This window comes from Myroides albus (assembly GCF_009711045.1).
Taxonomy (GTDB): domain Bacteria; phylum Bacteroidota; class Bacteroidia; order Flavobacteriales; family Flavobacteriaceae; genus Flavobacterium; species Flavobacterium album_A.
Genome location: NZ_WMJX01000009.1, coordinates 44,895 through 67,764, shown reverse-complemented (window position 1 = coordinate 67,764; position 22,870 = coordinate 44,895). Strand labels below are relative to the sequence as shown.

At 34.3% G+C, this 22,870-nt stretch carries 22 protein-coding genes, 1 pseudogene and 1 riboswitch; of the genes and pseudogenes, 13 read left to right on the top strand and 10 right to left on the bottom strand.

Annotated features, from left to right (window positions below):
• Positions 1-102 precede the first annotated feature (102 nt).
• Positions 103-453: a 50S ribosomal protein L19 gene (gene rplS, locus GJV76_RS06150; protein WP_155091763.1), complete on the bottom strand. Its 351-nt coding sequence runs from the start codon at positions 451-453 to the stop codon at positions 103-105.
• Between the two features lie 215 nt (positions 454-668).
• Positions 669-1,271 (bottom strand): nitroreductase family protein, encoded by a 603-nt coding sequence (locus GJV76_RS06145; protein ID WP_155091762.1) that lies wholly within the window; start codon positions 1,269-1,271, stop codon positions 669-671.
• Positions 1,272-1,811: 540 nt separating this feature from the next.
• Between GJV76_RS06145 and GJV76_RS06140 the strand changes: the two genes are divergently transcribed.
• Entirely contained in the window at positions 1,812-2,723 is a 912-nt protein-coding gene (locus GJV76_RS06140; RefSeq protein ID WP_155091761.1) for a hypothetical protein, read from the top strand.
• Between the two features lie 75 nt (positions 2,724-2,798).
• A complete protein-coding gene (locus tag GJV76_RS06135; RefSeq protein WP_155091760.1) occupies positions 2,799-3,641 on the top strand; it encodes a hypothetical protein in 843 nt (280 codons plus the stop codon).
• A gap of 33 nt (positions 3,642-3,674) precedes the next feature.
• Here the strand turns inward: GJV76_RS06135 and GJV76_RS16165 are convergent.
• Positions 3,675-4,223: pseudogene (locus GJV76_RS16165) on the bottom strand (GNAT family N-acetyltransferase).
• A gap of 95 nt (positions 4,224-4,318) precedes the next feature.
• Here GJV76_RS16165 and GJV76_RS06125 point away from each other — a divergent pair.
• The 3 genes from GJV76_RS06125 to GJV76_RS06115 are packed head-to-tail and all read left to right on the top strand — an operon-like array spanning position 4,319 to position 7,147.
• Complete coding sequence (locus tag GJV76_RS06125; RefSeq protein WP_155091759.1) at positions 4,319-5,386, top strand: SMI1/KNR4 family protein; 1,068 nt, start codon at positions 4,319-4,321, stop codon at positions 5,384-5,386.
• Positions 5,386-5,889 carry a DUF2199 domain-containing protein gene (locus tag GJV76_RS06120; RefSeq protein WP_155091758.1) on the top strand — a complete coding sequence of 168 codons (504 nt, stop codon included), beginning with the start codon at positions 5,386-5,388 and terminating at the stop codon, positions 5,887-5,889. The genes GJV76_RS06125 and GJV76_RS06120 overlap by 1 nt, the downstream gene beginning before the upstream one ends.
• Before the next feature lie 4 nt (positions 5,890-5,893).
• Positions 5,894-7,147 (top strand): hypothetical protein, encoded by a 1,254-nt coding sequence (locus tag GJV76_RS06115; RefSeq protein WP_155091757.1) that lies wholly within the window; start codon positions 5,894-5,896, stop codon positions 7,145-7,147.
• Positions 7,148-7,532: 385 nt separating this feature from the next.
• Here the strand turns inward: GJV76_RS06115 and trmD are convergent, their stop codons facing one another.
• Positions 7,533-8,213 (bottom strand): tRNA (guanosine(37)-N1)-methyltransferase TrmD, encoded by a 681-nt coding sequence (trmD, locus tag GJV76_RS06110; RefSeq protein WP_155091756.1) that lies wholly within the window; start codon positions 8,211-8,213, stop codon positions 7,533-7,535.
• A gap of 57 nt (positions 8,214-8,270) precedes the next feature.
• A complete protein-coding gene (locus tag GJV76_RS06105; RefSeq protein ID WP_155091755.1) occupies positions 8,271-8,603 on the bottom strand; it encodes a DMT family transporter in 333 nt (110 codons plus the stop codon).
• A 145-nt stretch (positions 8,604-8,748) separates the two neighbouring features.
• Between GJV76_RS06105 and GJV76_RS06100 the strand changes: the two genes are divergently transcribed.
• From GJV76_RS06100 to GJV76_RS06090, 3 genes are all read left to right on the top strand, one after another.
• On the top strand, positions 8,749-9,906 hold the full coding sequence (locus tag GJV76_RS06100; protein WP_155091754.1) for an MFS transporter: 1,158 nt from the start codon (positions 8,749-8,751) through the stop codon (positions 9,904-9,906).
• Between the two features lie 48 nt (positions 9,907-9,954).
• Positions 9,955-10,887 carry a peptidylprolyl isomerase gene (locus GJV76_RS06095; protein ID WP_155091753.1) on the top strand — a complete coding sequence of 311 codons (933 nt, stop codon included), beginning with the start codon at positions 9,955-9,957 and terminating at the stop codon, positions 10,885-10,887.
• 71 nt (positions 10,888-10,958) lie between these two features.
• Positions 10,959-11,900 (top strand): pyridoxal-phosphate dependent enzyme, encoded by a 942-nt coding sequence (locus tag GJV76_RS06090; RefSeq protein WP_155091752.1) that lies wholly within the window; start codon positions 10,959-10,961, stop codon positions 11,898-11,900.
• Positions 11,901-11,927: 27 nt separating this feature from the next.
• On the opposite strand, the gene GJV76_RS06085 is transcribed toward GJV76_RS06090, so the two are convergent.
• The 5 genes from GJV76_RS06085 to GJV76_RS06065 form a co-directional block, all read right to left on the bottom strand.
• Positions 11,928-12,833, bottom strand: a complete 906-nt coding sequence (locus GJV76_RS06085; protein WP_155091751.1) for a DMT family transporter — start codon at positions 12,831-12,833, stop codon at positions 11,928-11,930.
• 84 nt (positions 12,834-12,917) lie between these two features.
• Entirely contained in the window at positions 12,918-14,474 is a 1,557-nt protein-coding gene (locus tag GJV76_RS06080; RefSeq protein ID WP_155091750.1) for an FMN-binding glutamate synthase family protein, read from the bottom strand.
• A gap of 306 nt (positions 14,475-14,780) precedes the next feature.
• Positions 14,781-16,010, bottom strand: a complete 1,230-nt coding sequence (locus tag GJV76_RS06075) for a voltage-gated chloride channel family protein (protein ID WP_155091749.1) — start codon at positions 16,008-16,010, stop codon at positions 14,781-14,783.
• A 27-nt stretch (positions 16,011-16,037) separates the two neighbouring features.
• Positions 16,038-16,100, bottom strand: a riboswitch (Fluoride riboswitch).
• A gap of 66 nt (positions 16,101-16,166) precedes the next feature.
• Positions 16,167-16,523, bottom strand: a complete 357-nt coding sequence (locus GJV76_RS06070) for a PUR family DNA/RNA-binding protein (protein ID WP_155091748.1) — start codon at positions 16,521-16,523, stop codon at positions 16,167-16,169.
• A 78-nt stretch (positions 16,524-16,601) separates the two neighbouring features.
• Positions 16,602-18,353: an ABC transporter ATP-binding protein gene (locus GJV76_RS06065; RefSeq protein WP_155091747.1), complete on the bottom strand. Its 1,752-nt coding sequence runs from the start codon at positions 18,351-18,353 to the stop codon at positions 16,602-16,604.
• A gap of 355 nt (positions 18,354-18,708) precedes the next feature.
• On the opposite strand from GJV76_RS06065, the gene nusB reads away from it, so the two are divergent.
• From nusB to GJV76_RS06035, 5 genes are all read left to right on the top strand, one after another.
• Entirely contained in the window at positions 18,709-19,650 is a 942-nt protein-coding gene (gene nusB, locus GJV76_RS06060; protein ID WP_155091746.1) for a transcription antitermination factor NusB, read from the top strand.
• Between the two features lie 18 nt (positions 19,651-19,668).
• Positions 19,669-20,118 (top strand): DUF1573 domain-containing protein, encoded by a 450-nt coding sequence (locus tag GJV76_RS06055; protein ID WP_155091745.1) that lies wholly within the window; start codon positions 19,669-19,671, stop codon positions 20,116-20,118.
• A gap of 28 nt (positions 20,119-20,146) precedes the next feature.
• A complete protein-coding gene (gene yajC, locus GJV76_RS06050; protein WP_155091744.1) occupies positions 20,147-20,422 on the top strand; it encodes a preprotein translocase subunit YajC in 276 nt (91 codons plus the stop codon).
• A gap of 837 nt (positions 20,423-21,259) precedes the next feature.
• A complete protein-coding gene (locus tag GJV76_RS06040) occupies positions 21,260-21,988 on the top strand; it encodes a helix-turn-helix transcriptional regulator (RefSeq protein WP_155091743.1) in 729 nt (242 codons plus the stop codon).
• A 248-nt stretch (positions 21,989-22,236) separates the two neighbouring features.
• Complete coding sequence (locus GJV76_RS06035; RefSeq protein ID WP_155091742.1) at positions 22,237-22,692, top strand: GyrI-like domain-containing protein; 456 nt, start codon at positions 22,237-22,239, stop codon at positions 22,690-22,692.
• Positions 22,693-22,870: the final 178 nt, after the last annotated feature.

The window sequence follows — 22,870 nt, the reverse complement described above, 5'->3', positions numbered from 1 at the left end:
AGCTATACAGATTCTGTATAGCTTTTTTTTCGACATTTAAGACATAAAAAAAAGAGATTGCACATTGTACAATCTCTTTTTTTATAACTCTTAGAAAGTTGATTATCTTCTTCTTTCTTTGATTTTTGCTTTTTTACCAGTAAGTTCTCTGAAGTAGAAGATACGAGCTCTACGAACTTTACCTCTTTGGTTCACTTCGATTTTCTCTAAAGCTGGCATGTTTACAGGGAAGATACGCTCAACACCTACGTTACCTGACATTTTACGGATTGTAAAAGTTTCAGTAGCACCATGTCCTCTTCTTTGAATAACTACTCCTTTAAAGAACTGAGTTCTTTTTTTGTCACCCTCTTTAATTTCGTAGTAAACTGTGATAGTATCTCCAGCGTTGAATTCTGGAAAGTCTTTTTTTGCGATTAATTCGTCTTGAACGAATTTCATTAAATCTGCCATTGTAAAAAATGTATAATAGTTATTGTTCAGAGCAACATACACGGACCTCGCCAGAGGTTGATCTAAATCGAGTGCAAATATATAAAATAAAATAGAAAAACTGATGAATTATTTTTAAATTGTAATTCGCTGCTAATCTATTTGTTAGGTGTTTTAATTGTCTGTTTTTACAAGTTGATACAGAATGTAATTGTCACGGGTGATCGAAATGATTGTTACCTTACTTCAATTACTATTTCTTGTGCTAAACGCGTCTTAGGATTTTGACTTGGTTGGTTAGCATCTTCACTATCTCTATGTCCAATTGCAACAGCAAAAGTACTTTTGTAAATGCCGTCTTGGTTGATAATTTTGTCAAATTCACCAGTGTCAATTCCCTCCATTGGTGTTGCATCAATACCCATTGATCCACAAGCTGCAAGAAAGAAACCTAATGAGATGTATACTTGATTCTTCAACCAAGCTGTAACTTCTTCTTCTGATTTAGGTTTTAAAAAGTTGTTGTAATACATCTTCGAACCTTCAGCTGCATTTGCTAAGCGTAGTTTTTCGTAGTTTTCTTTTGTACTGAGTACATTGAAAACAATCAGATGACTTGCATCTTTTATCTTTTGCTCATTAAAAGCAGACTTCGTGGCAAGTAAATCTTTTAGCTCAGGACTTTGTACAATTGTAAATTTCCAAGGTTGACTGTTAATCGATGAGGGACTAAGTTGTAAAATTTGTTTTAGTTGTTCTAATTGATCTGTAGTAACAGACTTAGTCGCATCGTATTTTTTGGTAGTGTATCTGCTTTTAGCAATCTCTAAAAAACTCATTTTATAAGGTTATGTTATACAATTCTAATTGTCCAAATTTACGAATTAAGAATGGGATACCCATAAGGTTAAGCTGCCGGATTAGTGCAGTTGTGTTTTAAATCATGAAGAATTTCACATTTATGATGTTTTAAGTTTTGCAAGGATGCGGTTATGAAATATTGAAAATGTCTTTACCTCTTAGTACTAATGATCTAACATTAGTAAAACTCAAAGAATGTGGACACTTCTTATTATCAGAAAAGCCAGAAGAAGTGATCGATGAAATAATAAGATTCTTAGCATAGTCATTGTCGTTTTTGATTGTTTTATGAATGAATTTGGAGTGTATAAACGTCTTTTATGGATTTAATTCCAATACGAGGATTAATGTGTTTATCTAGAAATTCAAGTGCATAGTTGAAGTAAGAGCATTGTTTTATTATTGATTATAGTGATATTATTAAAGCTTAGTATAACTGTTTGTTAATTGGGTTGTTGTTTGTTTTAATTCATATTTTTTAACTTTAATTAACTATTTTTGTTTAAAAATAAAAAGTTATGCTTAAGTCAAATATATTGGTTGGTATGCTGTTTATATTTGTGATGTCCTCTTGTTCATCCGTAATAAAAAGTTCAAAAATAACAGCTTTACAACAGAATTATTGCGCTCCTAATATTGTTTATTTGGATAATACAACTGAAGAAGAGAGGCTTTTTAAAGATGAGTTAGTCGCTCAGAAATTGTCTGAACACGATTATACATTAGCATCCCATTTAGGGTTGGTACCAGTATTGGCTAAATACTTGCATAGTGAGGATACTTTAGAAAAAATGCAAGCAACACAACAGATGATTGCTATCACTCAACTTTTTCAAACGGAATTAGATGCTTTAGCAGCGGAACTTAATTGTAATGGGGAGCGATATGATCAATTGGCAAGGGTATTAGATGCTAAAAACGGAACTACCAATACTCAACTTACAGTAGCATCTATCGCGATCGGCGCAGCTGTTACATTATCTACAGCTTTGATAACAAATGACAATACAAATAAAGGATTGAATATAGCATGTGGTGTTGTAGGTACGGGATTAGGTTTCATGTTGTTGAACCCCAAAGGCAAAAAAGTGGAATTAGTGAATTATCGCAGTCTAATCGGAAACGTCTGGAAAGAGAATAATGTTGACAATGCTTTTCCAGCCACTGTTTGGAGAGTACTGAATGACAAGTCGTTTAGCAATGAAGGAAAACTATCCTTAATACAAACACTTAAGAATAGATGGTTATTATTTGCATTTGATGAAGAAGTCAGTAAAAAAGAAGAGGAACGTTACTTTGGTCATGGTGGATTTTTTAAATCTGATGACATTCATCTAATGTCTGATATGAATAATGAATTGCAAGCCAGTGTAAGAACCTTACAACAGGATTTGCATAGCTTGTTGTTTGCTATAAACTCTTGGAAATAGCAGATAGTATAAAATTAATTAAGCTGTTTTTTGTTAAAAAGTAAGTATCTTGTAGTCGATTTAATAAAAAAAGAGATGAAAAAAATACTATTATTTGTAGGTTGTATGGTAGCTACAATGCAACTACAGGCACAAGAATCTGTTGTCTTACAACTTGATGTGAAGGCAAATACAAATTATAAGATAACTTCTGAGGATAAAGACAGCACAATCACTAACCTCTTAGGTGATAAAGACATGGTGGAATTGTTGAAGAAAGAAGGAGCAGAGTTTCCTACTTATGAGACAACAGAGAACAATACTACTTATAATCTGCAATGGATAAAGGCAAAGAAGAATAAGTTAGACTTTACATTAGACTTAGACAATATTGTAACACGTGAATTTAAAGCTAATTCATTAGTTAGTACAGATGTAGAAAAAGATATTAAGGGATTCACATCAGGTACTTTAGATGTCAAGAAAGGGTTGAAACTAACAAAAGAACTCAATGGAAAATACGCAAGTTTAGAGGAAGATCTAACAACCCTATTAGATGATTTGTTCAACAGTAGTGGTTTTCCTGAAACTCCAATTAAAGTAAATGACACTTTCGATTCGGAAGCTCAAAAGAAAGTCAAACTTTCTGCTGAAAACGAAGTTTTGTTAACAGTAAAAGAAAGTGTAAAGTTAACCAAAATAGAGAATAACAAGGCTTACCTATTAATTGAATCTTTAATTACTTCAGAAAGCACTTCAGAGAAATTTGCAGAGATGAAAGGAAAAGAGAGCAAAGTGGTGGTGTACGATATGAAGGATAAATACTTTGAATCAATTAATGGAGAGGTGTCCATGACTGTCAATATTGCAACTGATGGTGATTTAACAATAAATATGACCAATAATAAAACGCAAAATGTAAAGATAAGTAAGATTTAAACAGTCTTATAGAGATAAAGAGCGTTACTAAACCTACGGGGTAGTAACGCTCTTTTCGTTTATAATAGCATAAAACACATGATCCAGATATTCATTGTCCTTTAGTGTATGTGCCTTTAATACTCCTTCTTTTTGCATTCCTATTTTTTGCATAATCTTTCCTGATGCCTCATTATGTGAGAAGTGAGAAGCAAATATTCGCTTTAAATGCAGTGTTTCAAAACCAAATTAAAGTAACGCTTTTGCAGCTTCTGTAATATATCCTTTATTCCAATATTGCTCGTCTAACCAATAGCCCATTTCAGCTTTGTTATTGGCTGTATCTATTCCTAATCCGATACCTCCGATAATACTGGGGTTATCTCTAAATCGGATAGCAAAGATGTATTTATCTCCTTCTTTTAGCCCTTCTAAAGCTAAGTTCACCCAAAAAGAAGCATTTGCTTCAGTATAAGGAAAAGGGATATTAGTTGTGTTTTGACTATACACAGGGTTTCTCATAATTTCTATAAGACTAGAGACATCGCCTAAGTGAGGTTGATTTAAAATCAAGCGATCTGTTTTTAGTGTAAGTGTTTTCATGGTTGATATTTTTATAAAAATAATAAATTCCTCCATGTATTCAGTGACTTTATTATTTGAAATTAATGGTATTTTAGCCCAAAATAAAAAGAAACATGCTACAGTTTGATTTTACATCAAGAGGGTTTGAGATAAATGGTAATCTATACAGTTTTCCTATAGCAAAAGAAGCTTTGTACGCACTATTTGGAGTGCCTGAGGTATTCACAGGCGAGTATAACGATGTTTATATTTGGCATACATTGGGATTAAGGGCTTTTTCAAAAGATAGAATAAGTATTAATACCATAGAAGTAAATTATAAAGTAAAAGATTATACATCGGCTGTGATATCAGTATTTATAGGTCAATTAAACCTGAATGGAGAATCAGATGCAATGAAGTATTATAACGAGCATAAGTCTGAGCGTATCAAACTTTGGGATACAGATGATGCAGGTGCATTCAGGTTTAATGATGTAACGGTGTGGTATAATATCAGACAAGGAGAACTGTATTCACTATCTTTACAAGCCTATGAAGAGATACAGGAAGAAGAAGTAGCATTACTTCCTATAGATGAAAATTTCGAGTATTTAGAGGCGGTATGGTATGAATGGAAAAAAGCAATAGAGAATAGGGTTGGTGCAGATAATAAATACTATAACCCAACTCACGGTATTACTCAAGAGCAGTTAGACACTGTCGTAGAACAATTAGACGAAGTAGAGTTACCAGCTATTTTAGTCAACTTCTATAAAATAGGGAATGTCAAGTGGAATGCTGTTACTTCAGCTTTAAGTTTGCATGCCAACGGATGGGATTATGATCTACTGCCTTTTGAGAAGATAGCAGATGAATGGGAGAGTATCAATGAACTGTTTGATGATGATGAGGTAGATGAGGATACAGTTGCAGATTATGATACCCGACTTAAGTGTACAGGATATGCTAATCCGAAGTGGATTCCCTTTGCAGAAGGAAAGAATGGAGATTATTTACTGATAGATACTGATCCAAGTGATACAGGGACGTATGGACAAATTGTAGAATTACAAAATGAGTCTTGGAGTAGAACAGTAATTGCCTTTTGTATAGAGGAACTGATCTATAGAGAGATAGAATCTTTAGAAGGAGAAATAACAGAACATCAACAATTTATAATAGATAACGGAACATTCTAATGAAATATATATGTGCAGATTGTGGACAAGAACACGAGGATTGGCCTGCCTTGGTGTTTCAAGCACCTGACCCTTATTTAGCCTTATCTCCCGAAGAGAAAGAACAGGCTGAATTGACTAAAGAAATATGTTGTATAGATGATAAAGAAGGAACACATTGGTATTTGAGAGGTGTGTTGACACAATATGTGTACGATGCTTGTCAATACTTGGATTATGGTGTATGGGTAAGTTTAAGTGAAGAGAGTATGAAAGACTACTATGAACACTATGAAGACAAGGAGTATAAGACAACTTATTTCGGTTGGTTAGTGACTAACTTACCTAATTATCCACCCAATACGTCATTTGCTTTGCCAACGAATGTTGAGGTAGATAATAGCAAGGGAATACCTACTATATTGCCTCATCAAAAGGGAGATTCTATCTTTATAAAAGACTTTTATGATGGAATTTCGACAGAGGAAGCCTTGCGAAGAATAGACGCTTTATTAAATGTATAATTATATGAGCAAAGGACAACAATTAGCCATAGATTTTAAATTGACAGAGTGGAAAACTCCTGATGTTTATAATCAATTAAGAGGATTAATGAAGGACGAAGCAGAAATATATGCTTTCTGCTTAGAGTTTCTGACGAATAATGAGAAGGATTCAACGCTTTTTCACAGTGCATTAAGTTATGTCAATGAGGAAGACTTTGGCCAATTAGTAAAAATAGCAATTGATATTTTAAAAGAAAAAGAAAGTGCTGTAGCAGAGAGTGTGGTTGAGTATGCGAGTATTCAGTTACCTCATATACTGCATTCACATATAGACGATTTAATCTTGCTCAATCCCAATGGGGATAGCTATTACGCAGATTACTATTGGCGCAATTTGCCAGGAGAACTAATAGCTCCTTATTTAGAGCGTTTTCTAAGCGCAAATACTGATTTAGAAACCAAGATACACTTGTTTAATGGATTGGTAGAGACAAGGGATATCGCTACTATAGAAAGCCTTATTCCACATGCGTTAGAATTAGAATTGAGCACTTATGTGAGCTCATCAGATTATATCGATGGTTATTTAGAAGGGGTGGGATTGTGTAGAGAACATGGAAAGGTAAAAAGGTACTGTTCAGATCAAACGTATCATATTTTGTTTGAACCGAAGTATTTAAACAAGCCAAGTGCAGTACATTTAAAACGTACAGATCATCCTACGTGGAATGGAACACCATTATCTACAACTTATAAAATGGGAGGATATCTTACTGAGGATGATAATAATCCCTTTATGCATATGATAACACTTAATCCTATACCAGTGGGGTTGCCAATTAGCTTACCTCAATTGGTTTTAGGTTGTCACTTACGGGAGCTAAATGAAAATGGTGTGGTGTTTTATCAGCACGATGAGCAGGGAATCCCTCATAAAATTGGAGATTTGATGAAGATTGAGTGGGTAGAGGAGAAAGCGATGGTACCGACAGAAGTACAGATAGCACCTACTGATGCACGTTGGGTATTTCAATCTTGGGCAAGTGCGAATAGCCGAGAGAACTTATTTAGAATAGGCGGAGAGCCTTCTTGGGTGCAGAGCGGAGAAGTGCTAACTTGTCCAATTAGTGGAGAGAAGATGAACTTCATTATGCAGTTAGATTCTGAGATTCCCGATGTAGAAGGCGGAGAGGTGTATTATGGCAGTGGAGGATTGTGTTATATTTTCTGGTGTGATAAGACCAGAGTAAGTGGATATACTATACAGCATACATAAGATAAAATAGCAGAGCTTGTATGCACTGCTATTTTGTTATTCAATTGACGATGTTTTTAGGGCAGTAGGAGGTATGCCAAACAATTTTTTAAAGGCAAAAATATAGTGTAATAGCGTATGGAACTTTCTTGATAAGCTCAGGATTACTTTCGTGTAGAGTTCATGTTAAGTTGAACATGTATTTGTCAGTAGGTCTATTGGGTTTGATACTGAAAGATTAGTTCACAAACTAAAGGACGTACTTCTTAATATATTTATTCGAATTAAAACTTTACTATGAGAGGAAGATTAAGTATAGTGGAGGAAGAAATATAAAGAGGTATTTCCGTGAGATAAAATAGGTATAAAAAAACTCCACAAGGAGTAACTTGTGGAGCTTTATATTTTATTTTTTGTTCAATAAATCAGGTCTTCTGTTTTTGGTATGTTCATAGGCCATGTCTTCACGCCATTTGTCAATTGCAGCAAAATTACCACTTAGTAAAATGTCTGGTACTTTCCAACCTTTGTATTCAGATGGGCGAGTATAGATAGGAGGTGCCAGTAAGTCATCTTGAAAACTATCTGTTAAGGCAGAAGTTTCATTGCTTAGTACTCCAGGGATTAAACGGATAATAGCATCACATAGTATAGCTGCTCCTAATTCACCTCCAGAAAGTACATAATCGCCAATGGATATTTCTTTTGTGATGAAATGATCTCTGACACGTTGATCAACTCCTTTGTAGTGTCCACATAGAATAATAATGTTTTTTAGCATAGACATTCCATTGGCCATTTGTTGGTTGAGTGTTTCACCATCAGGAGTCATATAGATTACTTCGTCGTATTCTCTTTCGGCTTTTAAGGCTGAGATACATTTATCAATAGGTTCTATACTCATTACCATTCCAGCACCACCACCAAATTGATAGTCATCTACATTCTTGTGTTTATTTGTACTATAATCACGTAAGTTGTGGAAATGGACTTCTACAAGTCCTTTTGCAATTGCTCGCTTTAATATTGAAGCTTGAAAAGGGCTTTCGATGATTTCTGGTAATACTGAGATAATATCTATACGCATAATTCTTTGATAAATTTGTGCAAATGTACAATGCTATTTTAAGTAAACAAAACGCTATTAATGTGCACTGCTTTTTGAAAAGAGTTGAATGATTATTACACCAATAATGATAAAGGCGATTCCTATTATAGCAGCTAAGTCTAGTTTTTGTTTGTAGATGAAGTATGCTGTAATAGTCACCAAGACAATTCCAATACCAGACCACAAGGCATAAGCAATGCCAATAGGGATTGTTCGCAGCGTAAGACTTAGAAAATAGAATGCACCAGCATACCCTGCCAAAGTAATTACAGTAGGAAGTAGTTTGGTAAAGTTTTCACTCTTTTTTAGTGTAGAGGTAGCTATTACTTCTAAGATAATAGCGACAATTAAAAAGACAAAGTTTTTCAAGTTGTTATTTTTTGCAAATATAAGAGATGAAATTTAGGTAATAAAAATATTAAGAATTATAGATTCTATGCATTTATTGTAAATATTATAGATTATAAACTTTGTGGTATACTGTGTTAGGTGATATATTTTTATTTTTGCATTTATGAGTTTATCAAAGTCAAACGTTTTTTTTATGGCAGCAATTACAGGGTTAATTGTTGCTAACCTATATTATTGTCAGCCTTTAATTCCTCTAATAGCAGAAGATTTCCAAGTGACAGAAGAAACTGCGGGGTCTTTAACTTACCTGACACAAGCAGGGTATGCAATAGGAATGTTTTTAATGATTCCTCTGGGGGACAAGTTAGAACGCAAGAAACAGATTACTATTACCACTATTTTTGCTACAATAGCTTTGGCATTGACAGCTATTATTAACGATTTTGTTTGGCTACAAGTCATTAGTTTTGTCCTTGGAGCAACTTCTATAGTACCTCAATTAGTCTTGCCAATGGCGGCAAGTCTTTCTTCTGACGAACAGAGAGGGAAAGTGATTGGTACGGTAGTGAGTGGATTGTTAATTGGTATTTTGTTTTCTCGTACTCTTAGTGGTTTTGTTGGTGTATGGCTTGGTTGGAGAGGAATGTTTTGGATAGCAACTGTGATTAGTTTACTCATTGTTATTTCAATTCAGTTTAGATTGCCAATCAATAAACCCAATTTTCAAGGTAGTGTGAGTCATCTCTATACGTCAATGTTTACACTTATTAAACAGCAACCTATTTTAAGAGAATCCACTTTAATTACTTGTTTGGCATTTGCTCAATTTGGTGTTTTTTGGACTACAATGGTTTTATTGTTGCACAACGAGCCTTTTGGTTATGATAGTGCGCTTATTGGGGCTTTCGGTTTGATAGGAGCATGTGGAGCATTTGCAGCACCCTTAGTGGGTAAAGTTGGTGGATCTGGTGGAGCAAGGAAATTAATTCTATATGGCATAGTTATGACATTTTGTAGTTTTATCATTTTTATGTTATCTAGTAGTTCAGTTGTAGGGATTATTATAGGTATAATTTTGATTGACTTAGGGTTGCAGACTATTCACGTGTCAAATCAAACCCGTATATATTCACTTTTGCCAGAAGCGAGAAATCGCTTGAATACTGTCTATATGTCATTTAGTTTCCTTGGAACGGCTTTTGGCTCAGCTTTTGGTCTATATTTGTGGAAGTATTTTGGATGGGCAGGTGTATGCTTAGGAGGTATGCTTTTGGCAGTACTATCTTTTATCATATTTTTAGTATCCAAAAAGAATAATTAGTCATAATTTTGCCTATTAAGGCATTATAAATTAAAAATAAACAAAGTAATGGAAAACGGTATTTACGCAAAATTTAATACTACAAAAGGAACAATCCTTGTGAAATTAACTGAGGATTTAACGCCAGGAACAGTTGGGAACTTTGTAGCTCTTGCAGAAGGTAATTTAGAAAATAGTGCTAAAGCACAAGGAACTCCATACTATGATGGAATGAAATTCCACAGAGTAATTCCAGACTTCATGATTCAAGGTGGTTGTCCACAAGGTACAGGTACAGGTGGTCCAGGATACACATTCGATGATGAGTTTCACGCTACTTTAAGACATGATGGACCAGGAGTATTATCTATGGCTAATGCAGGTCCTGGAACAAATGGATCTCAATTTTTCATTACTCACGTTGCAACACCATGGTTAGATGGTAAACATACTGTTTTCGGTAAAGTAGTAGAAGGACAAGATGTTGTAGATGCTATTGCACAAGGTGACTCTATCGATTCAATCGAAATCATTAGAGAAGGTGATGCTGCAAAAAGTTGGAATGCAGTTGAAGCTTTTAGAGTTTTTGAAGGGGCTCGTGAAAGAAGATTAGTGGAAGCTAAGCAAAAAGCTGATGCTGCTGTTGATGCTATTTCTGAAGGGTTTGAGAGAACTACAAGTGGATTGCGTTACCAAATGATTGTGAAAGGAGATGGAAAAAAAGCAGAAAAGGGTAAAACTGTTTCTGTACACTATAAAGGAGCGTTATCTGATGGTAGAGAATTTGATAATTCATACAAACGCAAAAAGCCAATCGAATTTCCTTTAGGACAAGGATATGTTATTGAAGGATGGGATGAAGGTATTTCGTTATTACAAGTAGGAGATAAGGCAAGATTTGTAATTCCTTCTTACTTAGGATACGGAGAAAATGGTGCAGGAGGTGTTATTCCACCACATGCAACTTTAGTATTCGATGTTGAATTAGTAGATGTTAAATAATAAGAATAAACATATAACTCTCAATCGCATAGATTGAGAGTTTTTTTCTGTTATAGAATAGACTAAAGGCTATGAAACAAGAATTAATTGATTGTCATGAACGCATAAAGGAGTATATTCATCATACTCCTATTATGGAATCAGGACATATAGAACATTTTTTAGGAAATGACCTTTATTTTAAGTGTGAGAACTTTCAGCGTGCTGGAGCCTTTAAGATGAGAGGTGCAACCAATGCCATTTTGCAATTAAGTGATGAACAAAGAAGCAAAGGTGTAATTACGCATTCTTCTGGTAACTTTGCTCAAGCATTGGCTTTAGCTGCAAAAAAACTCAATGTAAAATGTTATATTGTCATGCCACATGATGCTCCCTATGTAAAGCGAAATGCAGTCTTGATGTATGGAGGTGAAATTGTAGAATGTGCTCCGACTATGGAATCAAGAGAGCGCGTTTGCAATCATATGATAGAGGAAACAGGAGCTACTTTTATTCATGCCTCAAATGATATTAATGTAATCTTAGGGCAAGGTACTTCTGCTAAGGAATTATTGGAGTCCCAACCAGATTTAGATGTAATTATTGTATCAGTAGGTGGTGGTGGACTTTTGGCAGGAACTATCTTAGCCGCTCAAAACTTTGGCAAACCGGGAATTGAAGTTTATGGAGGAGAACCCTTGGAAGCAGATGATGCTTATCGCTCTGTCGAATCAGGTGTTATTCAATGCAACAGTTCTACAAATACTATAGCAGATGGTTTGAGAACTCAATTAGGCGATGTTACATTTCCAATAATTAAAGAAGGAGTAAAGCAGATTATTCGCGTGAGAGAGAATGAGATTGTATCTTCTATGCGTGTGATTTGGGAAAGAATGAAGATTATTGTTGAGCCCAGTAGTGCTGTAGCACTTGCTGTTCTAATTAAAGAGCGTCCTCTTTTCGAAGGAAAAAAAGTAGGTATAATATTGTCAGGAGGTAATGTTGATTTAGATAACTTACCATTTGATAATTAATTAGATAAAAGCAAAAGGAAGTTAGTTTTAAACTAACTTCCTTTTGCTTTTCTTTATTTTTATTTCTTTTCTACCAAAGTATAGTCCTGCTACAATGAGTACGCCGCCTATAATTTGCATAATACCTAAGTGTTCTTCATCCAGTAATCCCCAACCAAAGGCAATTAAAGGCATGAGCAAAGATACAGATGAAGCAAAGCTTGCATTTGTTTCGTTTATCAACTTATAGTAAAATATATTTGCCAACGCACTTCCGAAGAAAGCCAGTAGAAATACGAAGCCTATTCCTTGTATCGCTTCAGGGTGATCCCATATTGTTTGGAAGAAGCCAGTACTGATTAGCACGATAAGAGCTGGAACTAAAAGAACAAACTCAATAAAAGCGGTCCATACAATTGGGGGAATATCTCCCATATATTTTTGCGTTAACAATCCACTATAGGCATACATAAGTGAGGCTATAATCAGCAATAAGTGGTAGAACCATTCATTGGGAACGACTGTCGCTGTTTCTGGACTTTGTAAGAGTAAGATAACTCCTATGAAAGAAAGAACAACTCCTGTGACTTCACCTAAATGCGTTTTGTACTTAAAGAATAAGGCACCTAATACAATGACGAAAATAGACATCAAAGCGTTTAGTATTCCCGCAATAGAACTGTGAAGGTGTACTTCAGCAATAGGAAATAAGAACATCGGAATAAAGCTTCCTACGACTGCTGTTAAGAATAACCAATGAAACGTTTTTTTGGGCATTATCTTTATATGCTTAATCGAGATAGGCAATAGGAAGATACCTGCAAAAGTTATTCGCAGGGCTCCAACTTGTATGGGAGTGAAATACTCTAATCCTCTTTTTATCAGTATGAATGAAGATCCCCATACAAGCGATAGAACTATTAAGGTAATCCAGTGTTTAGGCTTTATTTTCAATGTTTATTACTTTTTGGTGCTGTGTATATTATAAAAAAAAGACCACAAATTGTTGTGGTCTTTATATTTTGATGGTTAAGTTAGTTAACTCTTTTTTCTTGTATCTAGTTCACCAAAATACATCTCTTGGAAACTCTTATTAACTCCGTGATCAACGCGTTTGTGGAAAGTTTTTGGGTCAATTTCTACCGGTTTTTCATATCCACATGCACTAATAAACTCACCTAAAGCTTTCATTGTATTAGCATGGAAGTTAGCAACGCGTTTTCTCTTGTCAGTTACATTCAAAGCAGAGTACAATTGCTCATCTTGTGTTGCAATACCTACAGGACAGTGACCACTATCACATTGTAAAGCTTGGATACATCCTAAAGCGAACATCATACCACGAGCACTATAACAAGCATCTGCACCTAATGCCATTGCTTTTGCAATGTCAAACGCAGAGATGATGCGTCCTGATGCTAAGATTCTAATTTTATCTCTTAATCCACTTTCGATTAAAGTTTTATTAGCAAACACTAAAGCATCGTTTAGCGCCATACCCATATAGTCAATGAATTCAAGTGGAGCAGCTCCAGTACCTCCTTCAGCACCATCAACAGTGATAAAGTCTGGGTGGATTCCTGTTTCAACCATTGCTTTTACTATAGCTGTAAATTCATCTTTTCTACCAATACATATTTTGAAACCAACTGGTTTACCATTTGCTAACTTTCTCAATTTAGCAATGAATTGAATTAATTCAGTTGGATTAGAGAATGCAGTGTGACCTGAAGGAGAGTGTACTGTTGTGTGAGGTACAATACTTCTGATCTTAGCAATTTCTTCTGTATTTTTTTCAGCTGGTAACAATCCACCATGACCTGGTTTAGCACCTTGAGATAATTTAATCTCAATCATTTTTACTTCAGGGTAGTTTGCACGTTCTTCAAATAAAGCATCATCAAAGAATCCCTTTTCATTACGACAACCAAAGTATCCTGTACCGATTTGCCAAATTAGATCTCCTCCTGAACGGTGGTATTGACTAATACCTCCTTCTCCTGTGTTATGAGCAAATCCTCCAATTTTAGCACCCTCGTTCAAAGCTGTAATCGCTCTTTTACTTAAAGCACCATAACTCATCGCACTAATATTATATATACTTGCACTATACGGTTGTGAACATAAATCGCTTCCGATAGTCACTCTAAAGTTAGTGTCGTTTACTCTTTTTGGATATACAGAGTGAGATGCCCACTCATAACCAATTCTATTTGGATCATCTTGCATACCAAAAGAAACAGTTTGTTTCTCGTTTTTCGCTCTTTGGTAAACGATAGAACGTTCACGTCTATTAAATGGTCTTCCATCTAACTCACCTTCCCAGAAATATTGTCTCATTTCAGGACGAATAGATTCGAACATATATCTAAAACGAGCGAATATAGGATAGTTTTTACGTATCGTATGTTTTGTCTGCTTCAAATCAATAATTGTAAGGATTGCTAAGAATCCAGAAATTACTGTGTTAACAATAGCCGCTATTGAATTTGGATTAAGGACTAAAGAGAGAATAGAATATGCTAAGTATAGTACCACACATGCAATTGTCAATTGTCCAAAAGTAAATCTGTTTAGGAATTTTTTGTGAAACATAAAATAGAATTTAATGCAATCTAATTGTTGTTTAGTTTGTAAATGTTATTACGGTTATTAGTTTAAATTTTCACTCAAATAATCATTGATTTGTTATAGTCAAATCAATCAATTAATTAAGTGTAAATCGTCGCAAAGGTAGCAAAGATTTTGAATTTACCGAGTTTTTGTAATTATTATTTTGTTAGTGAAAACAGGTAAAAATATCAAATTCATAATTTTTATCTTTTTATTATATAATTATTTGGTAATATGATATTTGATTACGAAGAATACTCTAATTTGTTATTAGATATTGGTGTTTTTCTAAGGCCACTTTTGCGACTTATAGATACTTTGTCTACCCGAAACTTGATAAGCAATGTAACACGCCAATGCAAAGTAGAGCGCATTCTCAATTCCAAACAGTTCGATTGCCATAAGTGTACAAGCCCATGGTGTCTTGGTTGCCCCTGCAAAAACAGCTACAAAACCAATAGCTGCCAAGATATCCACTGGTATATTTAAATAGATAGAAAGAAAACTTCCCAATGTAGCTCCAATGAAAAACAAAGGCGTTACTTCACCTCCTTTAAATCCTGCACCAAGCGTAATGGCTGTAAAGACTATCTTTAGCAAAAACACTTCTGCACTTTGTTGCACAAAAAAAGATTCTTCTATTGTCGGTACACCTAATCCCAAATATTTGAAATCTCCGATAATCAATATAAGTAAAACAAATATTGTACCACCTATCAAGGGTCTAAGTGGAGGATAGACTATATGTTTAGTTAATGTTTTGTTACAGAAATCTGTAAGTTTTATGAAGATTATTGCTGCAAGACCGAAGGCAACTCCCGTTAAGCTTACTTTAGCTATAGATAATAGGTCAAAAGGGAGCGTAGTGTTTTGTTTATATGCTGTATGGGTGATGCCCCATTGTAGGCATATAATGTGTGCAATTACAGCAGATAATAAGACAGGATAGACATATTTGTATTTTACTCTACCTACAAGCATGAGTTCTAAGGCAAATAGGGTTCCAGCTATAGGAGTACCGAAAACTGAAGCAAAACCTGCACTTACCCCAATGAGGAGGATTGTTTTTCGATCGATGCTAAACAAGGAAAATAGCCTTGAAAATTGATCAGCAATAGCTCCTCCCATTTGTATAGCTGTGCCTTCTCTACCAGCAGACCCTCCAAACAAGTGAGTGACTAGTGTACCTAAAAGCACTAAAGGAGCCATTTTGAAGGGAATGATAGCCTTTGGTGTATAATATTCATCTATCAAGAGATTGTTGCCCTTATTAGCTCTACCTGCATAATAGTAATAGAGCAAGCCTATTAAAAAACCAGCTATGGGTAGAAAATAGAGCAAGTAGATATGGTGTGATCTAAATTCAGTGATGTGTTCGAGAAGATAGAGGAATAAAGCTGATGTAGTTCCTATGAAAGAACCTATTACCGCACTTAGTATGGTCCACTTTACAAAGTAAATTACAATGTTTTTTTTAGATAATCCCGCTTTTAAGGTAGTTAAAAAATGATATGCCATAGCCTATTAAATAGTAGTTATACTGTTTTTTTAATAGACGTCATCAGCATATTTAAGCGGTTCGAGGCAGACATCATTGCCTATATTTGTAAAACAAAGGTATAAAAAAAGTCTGATTCAACTGAACCAGACTTTAAATTTTTAGTTTTAATATCATTAAATATCATCAAAACTTACATCCGTGAAAGAATTTACTTCATCTTTTTGATATTCTTTTTTGAAATCTTTTTGATGTCTTTCTGAAATTACTTCTTCACCTTTTTTGTCGATAACATAGTTTGTCATCTCATCTAAAATTTCTCTAAAGGCACCAAAATCTTCTTTGTATAAGTAGATTTTATGTTTTTTAAAGTGGAATGATCCATCATCTTCTGTAAACTTTTTACTCTCTGTAATTGTAATGTAAAAGTCTTCAGCTTTCGTTGCTCTAACATCAAAGAAATAAGTTCTTCTACCAGCTCTTAGTACTTTAGAGAAAATCTCCTCTTTTTCTAACATTTCGTTATCTCTCATAATTCCTTCTTATCAATTAATTGATTTGTTCATATATAGTATTCAAAAGTCTAAAAAAAAACTTAATAAACCAACTTTTTATAATAATTCTTTTTCGCTGAGTTGTTTTTGATGTAACTCATTGTAATAGCCTTCTTTGGCTATTAATTCTTCGTGAGTACCATTCTCTATGACTTTGCCGTTTTCGAGGATGATTATTTTATCTGCGTTTTTAGCTGATGAAATACGATGCGTAACGATTAAAGTCGTTATGTTTTTACTGTGTTTTTCTAAACTCTTTAGGATATTTTCTTCCGTTTCTGTATCTACGGCTGAGAGTGAATCATCTAAGATGAGTATAGGTGACTCTTTTATCAGTGCGCGCGCTATCGATACACGTTGTTTTTGCCCCCCAGAAAGAGTTAATCCCCTTTCTCCTAACACGGTATTGTAACCTTTGTCAAAAGAGATGATATTCTCGTGAACAGCGGCTTTTTTTGCCACTTCTATAATTTCCTGTTCTGTTGCATCTTCTTTTCCAAATCTTATATTATTGCTGATTGTGTCAGAGAACAGAAAAGCATCTTGGGGCACAAAAGCAATAGATTGTCGCAAATCATTTAAGTGACAATCTTTTATAGGATTGTTGTCAATGAGTATTTTGCCATCTTCAATATCGTATAATCTTGCAATTAGGGATAAAATAGTTGATTTTCCTGAACCAGTTTTACCTAATATAGCAAGTGTTTCGCCCTTTTCTAATGTAAAAGAAACATTGTCTAAGGCTTTTATACCTGTGTCATCGTAAGTAAAAGAAACATTTTGAAATTCAATTTTTCCATCAATAGGAGTATGCTCCTTTGCTGTATTGTAGATTTCAGGTTTAATATCTAAAAATTCATTAATGCGTTTTTGCGAGGCTTCTGCTTCTTGTATCATCGTGGATACCCATCCCAGTGATGCAACAGGCCAAGTAAGCATATTGATGTATAGTATAAATTGGGCAATGATTCCTATATCGGGAATCTGTCCATTAAAATACATGATAGCTCCTATGGAGATTACAACTAAGTTGCTCAATCCGATTAAAAAAATCATAAGCGGGCCAATGAGTGAACCTGTCTTGGCAAGTTTTAGATTTTTTTCTTTACTCTCTTGGGTTAGTTTTTTAAAGTCCTCTTGTTTTTCTCCTTCAATAGCATACGCTTTAATTACTCTTATTCCAGAGAAAATCTCTTGTGTGAAAGAGGATAATTGAGATAGGTTTGCTTGAAATATAGAACTCCTTTCGTTAATCTGTCTACTTAGTTTAAAGATAAAGTAACCTAAAAGAGGCAATGGCAACAGCGAATAAAAAGTCAATTGAGGTGAGATTAAATACATCTGAGTTAATACAACCGCAAACCTGATCAGTGTATTGATCGAATACATCACTGCGGGACCTGCATATTGTCTAACTTTTCCTACATCTTCACTGATACGATTCATTAAATCACCGGTTCTATTCTGTTTGTAGAAGGATTGGGTGAGTATTTCGTAGTGCTTGAATACTTCGTTTTTTAAATCAAATTCGATGTGACGAGACATGACGATTAAGGTCTGTCTCATCAAGAAAGTTAAAAAACCTGCAATGAGGGTTGTGACTAAAATCCAGAAGATATTTTGCCCCAATAGTTTAATGACCGTCTCTTTGTGTAGGGCATCGATTTGCTCAAGTGTACGAATGGAGTCCCCAACAAGTTTAGGAGTATATAAGGTGAATATCTGTGCTACAATAGTAATAGTAACACCTATAATAAAACGCGATTTATATTTGTAAAAATATTTATTTAGATGACTTAATGCACTCATTGGTTTGATAAGGCTTGTTGTTTGTGGTTATAATTAACAAGAAATAACTATTGCTATTCATGTTTTAAAAAGTGTTTTAGGGTTTGCAAATCAAGGGAATACACTGTTGTCTCGTTTTTTCCTCTTTTTGATATTCTCAACTATTAAACACTTTGTAATTTGTTTGTTTTGACCATGCAAAAGGCAAAGATAGCGTATTATAGAATAGATAGAATTTAAGAGATTTAATAATTTACTAAAAATATCGTTAAAAAATAACTCATCGCATCTTTCTTGTTTGATTAAAAGTATATTTTACTACCTTTGCGCTGTTATAAGAAAACAACAACAAATTTATAAAAAGTTCTTAAGTAGCATGTTAAACAGAAGACACATTCGTATAAAGGTTATGCAATCACTTTATATGATGCAACAAAGTAACTCTGAAAATATCCAAGTAGGAGAGAAGTTTCTAAACAATAGTATAGAAGACGTACAAGATTTATACTTGTTAGTGTTAACGACCTTAGTAGAGGTTCGCAAGAAAGAGGAAGAATATATCTCTATAGCACAGAAAAAACATTTAGCTACATCTGCAGAACGCAATCCAAACAAAAGACTTATCGAAAATAGCGTACTTCTTTTATTAGAGAACTCTATATCTATTACCTCTAAGTTGGAGGAGAAGAAGTTAACGCAGTGGTCAGTATATGACAACTATATCACTATGTTACTTGAGGAAATCAAGGAAAGTGATATCTACAAATCATATATGGCTAAGTCTTCAGTGACATTTGAAGATGACCGCGATTTTGTGGTGGATATTTTCACTGAAATCATTGCTCCCAACGAAAAAATATATTCTTTCTTTGAAGATTATAAATTAACTTGGTTAGATGATTTACCTGTGATTAATACTTTGATTCAAAAGCAATTGAAGAAATTAAAGGAAAGAGATACCCAAGTATTTGTTCCAAAGATTTTCAAAGACGAAGAAGATGCTGATTTTGCAACTAATTTGTACAGAAAGACAATTTTGAACTTTCAAGAATTATTTAGAGAGTTTGAAGACAAAACTCCTAACTGGGATGCTGATCGTATCGCGGAGATAGATACAATTATCTTGCGTATGGCGATTTGTGAAATGTTAAAATTTAATAGTATACCTGTTAAAGTGACAATTAATGAATATTTAGAGATTGCAAAAGAGTATTCTACGCCAAAAAGTAGTATTTTTATCAACGGAGTATTAGACGGTATTTCTAAAGCTTATGCTGAAGAAGGAAGACTAAACAAAGTAGGAAAAGGATTACTTTAAATTAAAATACAATAAAAAATGAAGAAAAGCTTGTTGTTAATCTGTACAGTAGCCTTGTTTGCGGTTGCTTGTGACGGTAAAAAGGAAGATGCTACTAAAAGAATTGACGTAGAAAACGCCAACAAAGTAGAATCTCAAGTTAAGAATACTAAATTTCCTAAAGTTAAATTTGATAGATTATCTCACGACTTTGGAAATGTGAAAAATAACGATGCTGTATACACTGAATTTGAACTTACAAACGTAGGAGAAGATGATTTAGTGATTATCAATGCAGAAGCTTCATGTGGTTGTACTGTACCTGAATATCAAAAAACACCTATTAAACCTGGTGAGACTTCTAAAATTAAAGTGCGTTTTCAACAAAGTCAACAAGGACTTCAACAGAAAACAATTACATTGACTACGAACACAGAAAACGTAGTTGAATTATTGACAATTCAGGCTAATGTAGCTCCAAGAGATTAAGTAATTATAAATTCGAAAAATATAGGACATGGAAGGAATGACAAGTTTTTTACCCATTATCTTAATGTTTGCAGTGATCTATTTCTTAATGATTAGACCGCAACAGAAAAAAGTAAAACAAGAAAAAGCTTTTGAAGCAGCATTAAAAGTTGGGGATAGAGTAGTAACTAAATCTGGTATTCACGGAAGAATTGGTGAGATCCAAGAAACTACAATTATCTTAGAGACTATGGCTGGTAAGTTACAAATTGAAAAAGTAGCTATCTCTATGGATTTCTCAGCTAAGCTAAACGAGAAAAAATAAGATTATCTATTCAATAGAGTAGATTTGAAAATAGCAATCCTCTTTGTTGTCAAAACAAAGAGGATTTTTTATTGTATTTACTCCAATGTTCTAAGATCGCGTAAAGGTGATTCAAGGTTAAAGAATTTTTGGGAAAGTGTAGTCTCTTATTAAGAGGGGATAATAAATTATAGCGAAATACTAAAGCATAGGCTACGCACTTCTTTAGAATAGTGCTTTTATATGCACCTTTTAGGTGAATTCGAAGGCAACCTCTATATCAACTTGAATAAGCGAATGTTCTCAATTGTCTGTATGCTGAAATCAAGTACATTTCTTTAGCTTTTTACAATAAGATAATTATCTATAGTTTTTTGTTATGAGGGAAATGACTGCAATATGGTTGGTACTTTCTTGGGGGTTTCTTGGGGGATGCTAGGGGTTTTCTTCGAGAAACACCCCTTTTTGGCAGTAAAACTGCAAGGATACCGCAAGAAAAGGGCAAGAAAGTCCAAGGAAAGTACTATTTTTTGTTCAACTATTTAACCGCAGATTCTACATTAGCCAAATACTACAAAGCAATTTTACTTCATATCTCTTTTATTAGTTCTAAAACCATACTAGGGTATACTTTACTCAGTAATTCAGCGCTATTTTGTGTAATTATTTTTCGTTCAGATGTCTATTGTGTAACCTGGGTTAAACTCGTAATATGATTTACGTTATTACAAAAGGGAAATAAAATGAAAATCTTGTTAAAAGAATAACTTGAGGTCTCTACATAGGTACAAACTTTTGTATGCAAACCAAATTTTGATCTTCTTTGTATCTTTGTGAGTATTACAAATTATGCTATAAATGTCCGAATCTATCCCCCGGTTGAATAGGCTATCTGCAATTTTAGTACAATTGCAGTCTAAGCGATTAGTGACTGCAAGTGAAATTGCTGCCAAACACAATGTAAGTGTTCGCACTGTGTATCGCGATATACGAGCTCTTGAGGATTCAGGTGTTCCTATTGTTACTGAAGAAGGCAAAGGGTATTCTATTATGGAAGGTTATTCTCTACCGCCTATTATGTTCTCTCAAGAGGAGGCTAATGCTTTGATTACAGTAGAACAACTTATCGGACAGAATAGCGATAGCTCTCTTGTTCAACAGTATTGCAGCGCTGTTGAAAAGTTAAAAGCTGTGATGCGTTTTAGCCAAAGGGAGAAAATGGAGTTGTTGTGTGATCGCATACAAGTAAGACCAAATTCCACAGAAAGAAATTCGAGTGATTTGCTTGTGAGGTTGCAATCAGCTATGGTTAATTATCAGGTAGTTGAAATTGCGTATCTCTCTTTGGATAATAAGAGAACCGAGAGAGAGATTGAACCATTTGCTTTGTACACTACTCAAGAGAATTGGATTTTAATTGCCTTTTGTCGCCTTCGCAGTGAGTTTAGAGCTTTTAGATTAGATCGTATTGAAAGGATGCACGTGTCTTTGAAGTGTTTTGAACCTCATGATTTAACTTTACAAGAATATATAGAAAGCTGTCGTCAAAAGTATCGCAATAGTGTAGAGGAGGCCAAGAACGAATAGCTTGTTTTTCTTCTTTCTTTTAGGTGAGTGTACTCCTTAGATTTTTTCGTATCCAGTAGTGTCGCCTATGGTAGTTACTTTGATTTTTTAAAGCAATATAATTACTGTGTGCTAATTTATTTTTTCATTTTTTGTATGCTGATGTGTATTATAGATAGTGAATTTTTTTCATTTGTGTTTTACCCCTGACATACTGTTGACATTCTGTAGTATTATTTTTGTGGAAGAATTAAAAAAAGATAATTAGAATGAAAACAATTGAAGTAAAGCCATTTTATATCATTGGTATTACCGTGCGAACCTCTAATATGAATAATCAAGCTGCTAATGATATTCCCTTGTTATGGCAGCGATTTATTAACGAAAATACAATAGAACAAATTCCCTCTAAATTAAGTAATGAGATTATTTCGATGTATACAGAGTACGAAGGTGATCACACATTGCCTTATACGACTTTGTTGGGATGTAAGGTCTCAAGTTTAGCCCAGATTCCAAGAGGTATGACAGGGTTAGCTGTCGAGGGGGGAACTTACTTAAAGTTTACAGCTAAAGGTGATTTAACAAAGGGTGTTGTTATTCAAAAGTGGGTGGAAATTTGGAATCAAGACTTAGCGAGAAGGTTTACACATGATTACGAAGTATATGGTGATAAGGCTTCTAATGCAAGTGATGCAGAAGTAGATATTTTTATTGCCGTTTGATAAGTGAATATATGTCTACATGAGAAATAGATAACTACTATTTAAGAAAAGCAAAACCTTTAAGGGGATGTTTACTTGCACTTCGCACTAGTATACTTAGACAAAATATTTACATTTGGGAGACAATGAAATAGGGAGGACCTTTATCTCAGTGGAAGTGTCAAAATAAAAAAGTAAA

What these genes read in the sequence shown, in the direction of transcription:
- rplS (WP_155091763.1), bottom strand. Translation starts at nt 453, where the DNA reads ATGGCAGATTTAATGAAATTCGTTCAAGACGAATTAATCGCAAAAAAA.
- GJV76_RS06145 (WP_155091762.1), bottom strand. Translation starts at nt 1,271, where the DNA reads ATGAGTTTTTTAGAGATTGCTAAAAGCAGATACACTACCAAAAAATAC.
- GJV76_RS06140 (WP_155091761.1), top strand. Translation starts at nt 1,812, where the DNA reads ATGCTTAAGTCAAATATATTGGTTGGTATGCTGTTTATATTTGTGATG.
- GJV76_RS06135 (WP_155091760.1), top strand. Translation starts at nt 2,799, where the DNA reads ATGAAAAAAATACTATTATTTGTAGGTTGTATGGTAGCTACAATGCAA.
- GJV76_RS06125 (WP_155091759.1), top strand. Translation starts at nt 4,319, where the DNA reads ATGCTACAGTTTGATTTTACATCAAGAGGGTTTGAGATAAATGGTAAT.
- GJV76_RS06120 (WP_155091758.1), top strand. Translation starts at nt 5,386, where the DNA reads ATGAAATATATATGTGCAGATTGTGGACAAGAACACGAGGATTGGCCT.
- GJV76_RS06115 (WP_155091757.1), top strand. Translation starts at nt 5,894, where the DNA reads ATGAGCAAAGGACAACAATTAGCCATAGATTTTAAATTGACAGAGTGG.
- trmD (WP_155091756.1), bottom strand. Translation starts at nt 8,213, where the DNA reads ATGCGTATAGATATTATCTCAGTATTACCAGAAATCATCGAAAGCCCT.
- GJV76_RS06100 (WP_155091754.1), top strand. Translation starts at nt 8,749, where the DNA reads ATGAGTTTATCAAAGTCAAACGTTTTTTTTATGGCAGCAATTACAGGG.
- GJV76_RS06095 (WP_155091753.1), top strand. Translation starts at nt 9,955, where the DNA reads ATGGAAAACGGTATTTACGCAAAATTTAATACTACAAAAGGAACAATC.
- GJV76_RS06090 (WP_155091752.1), top strand. Translation starts at nt 10,959, where the DNA reads ATGAAACAAGAATTAATTGATTGTCATGAACGCATAAAGGAGTATATT.
- GJV76_RS06080 (WP_155091750.1), bottom strand. Translation starts at nt 14,474, where the DNA reads ATGTTTCACAAAAAATTCCTAAACAGATTTACTTTTGGACAATTGACA.
- GJV76_RS06075 (WP_155091749.1), bottom strand. Translation starts at nt 16,010, where the DNA reads ATGGCATATCATTTTTTAACTACCTTAAAAGCGGGATTATCTAAAAAA.
- GJV76_RS06070 (WP_155091748.1), bottom strand. Translation starts at nt 16,523, where the DNA reads ATGAGAGATAACGAAATGTTAGAAAAAGAGGAGATTTTCTCTAAAGTA.
- GJV76_RS06065 (WP_155091747.1), bottom strand. Translation starts at nt 18,353, where the DNA reads ATGAGTGCATTAAGTCATCTAAATAAATATTTTTACAAATATAAATCG.
- nusB (WP_155091746.1), top strand. Translation starts at nt 18,709, where the DNA reads ATGTTAAACAGAAGACACATTCGTATAAAGGTTATGCAATCACTTTAT.
- GJV76_RS06055 (WP_155091745.1), top strand. Translation starts at nt 19,669, where the DNA reads ATGAAGAAAAGCTTGTTGTTAATCTGTACAGTAGCCTTGTTTGCGGTT.
- yajC (WP_155091744.1), top strand. Translation starts at nt 20,147, where the DNA reads ATGGAAGGAATGACAAGTTTTTTACCCATTATCTTAATGTTTGCAGTG.
- GJV76_RS06040 (WP_155091743.1), top strand. Translation starts at nt 21,260, where the DNA reads ATGTCCGAATCTATCCCCCGGTTGAATAGGCTATCTGCAATTTTAGTA.
- GJV76_RS06035 (WP_155091742.1), top strand. Translation starts at nt 22,237, where the DNA reads ATGAAAACAATTGAAGTAAAGCCATTTTATATCATTGGTATTACCGTG.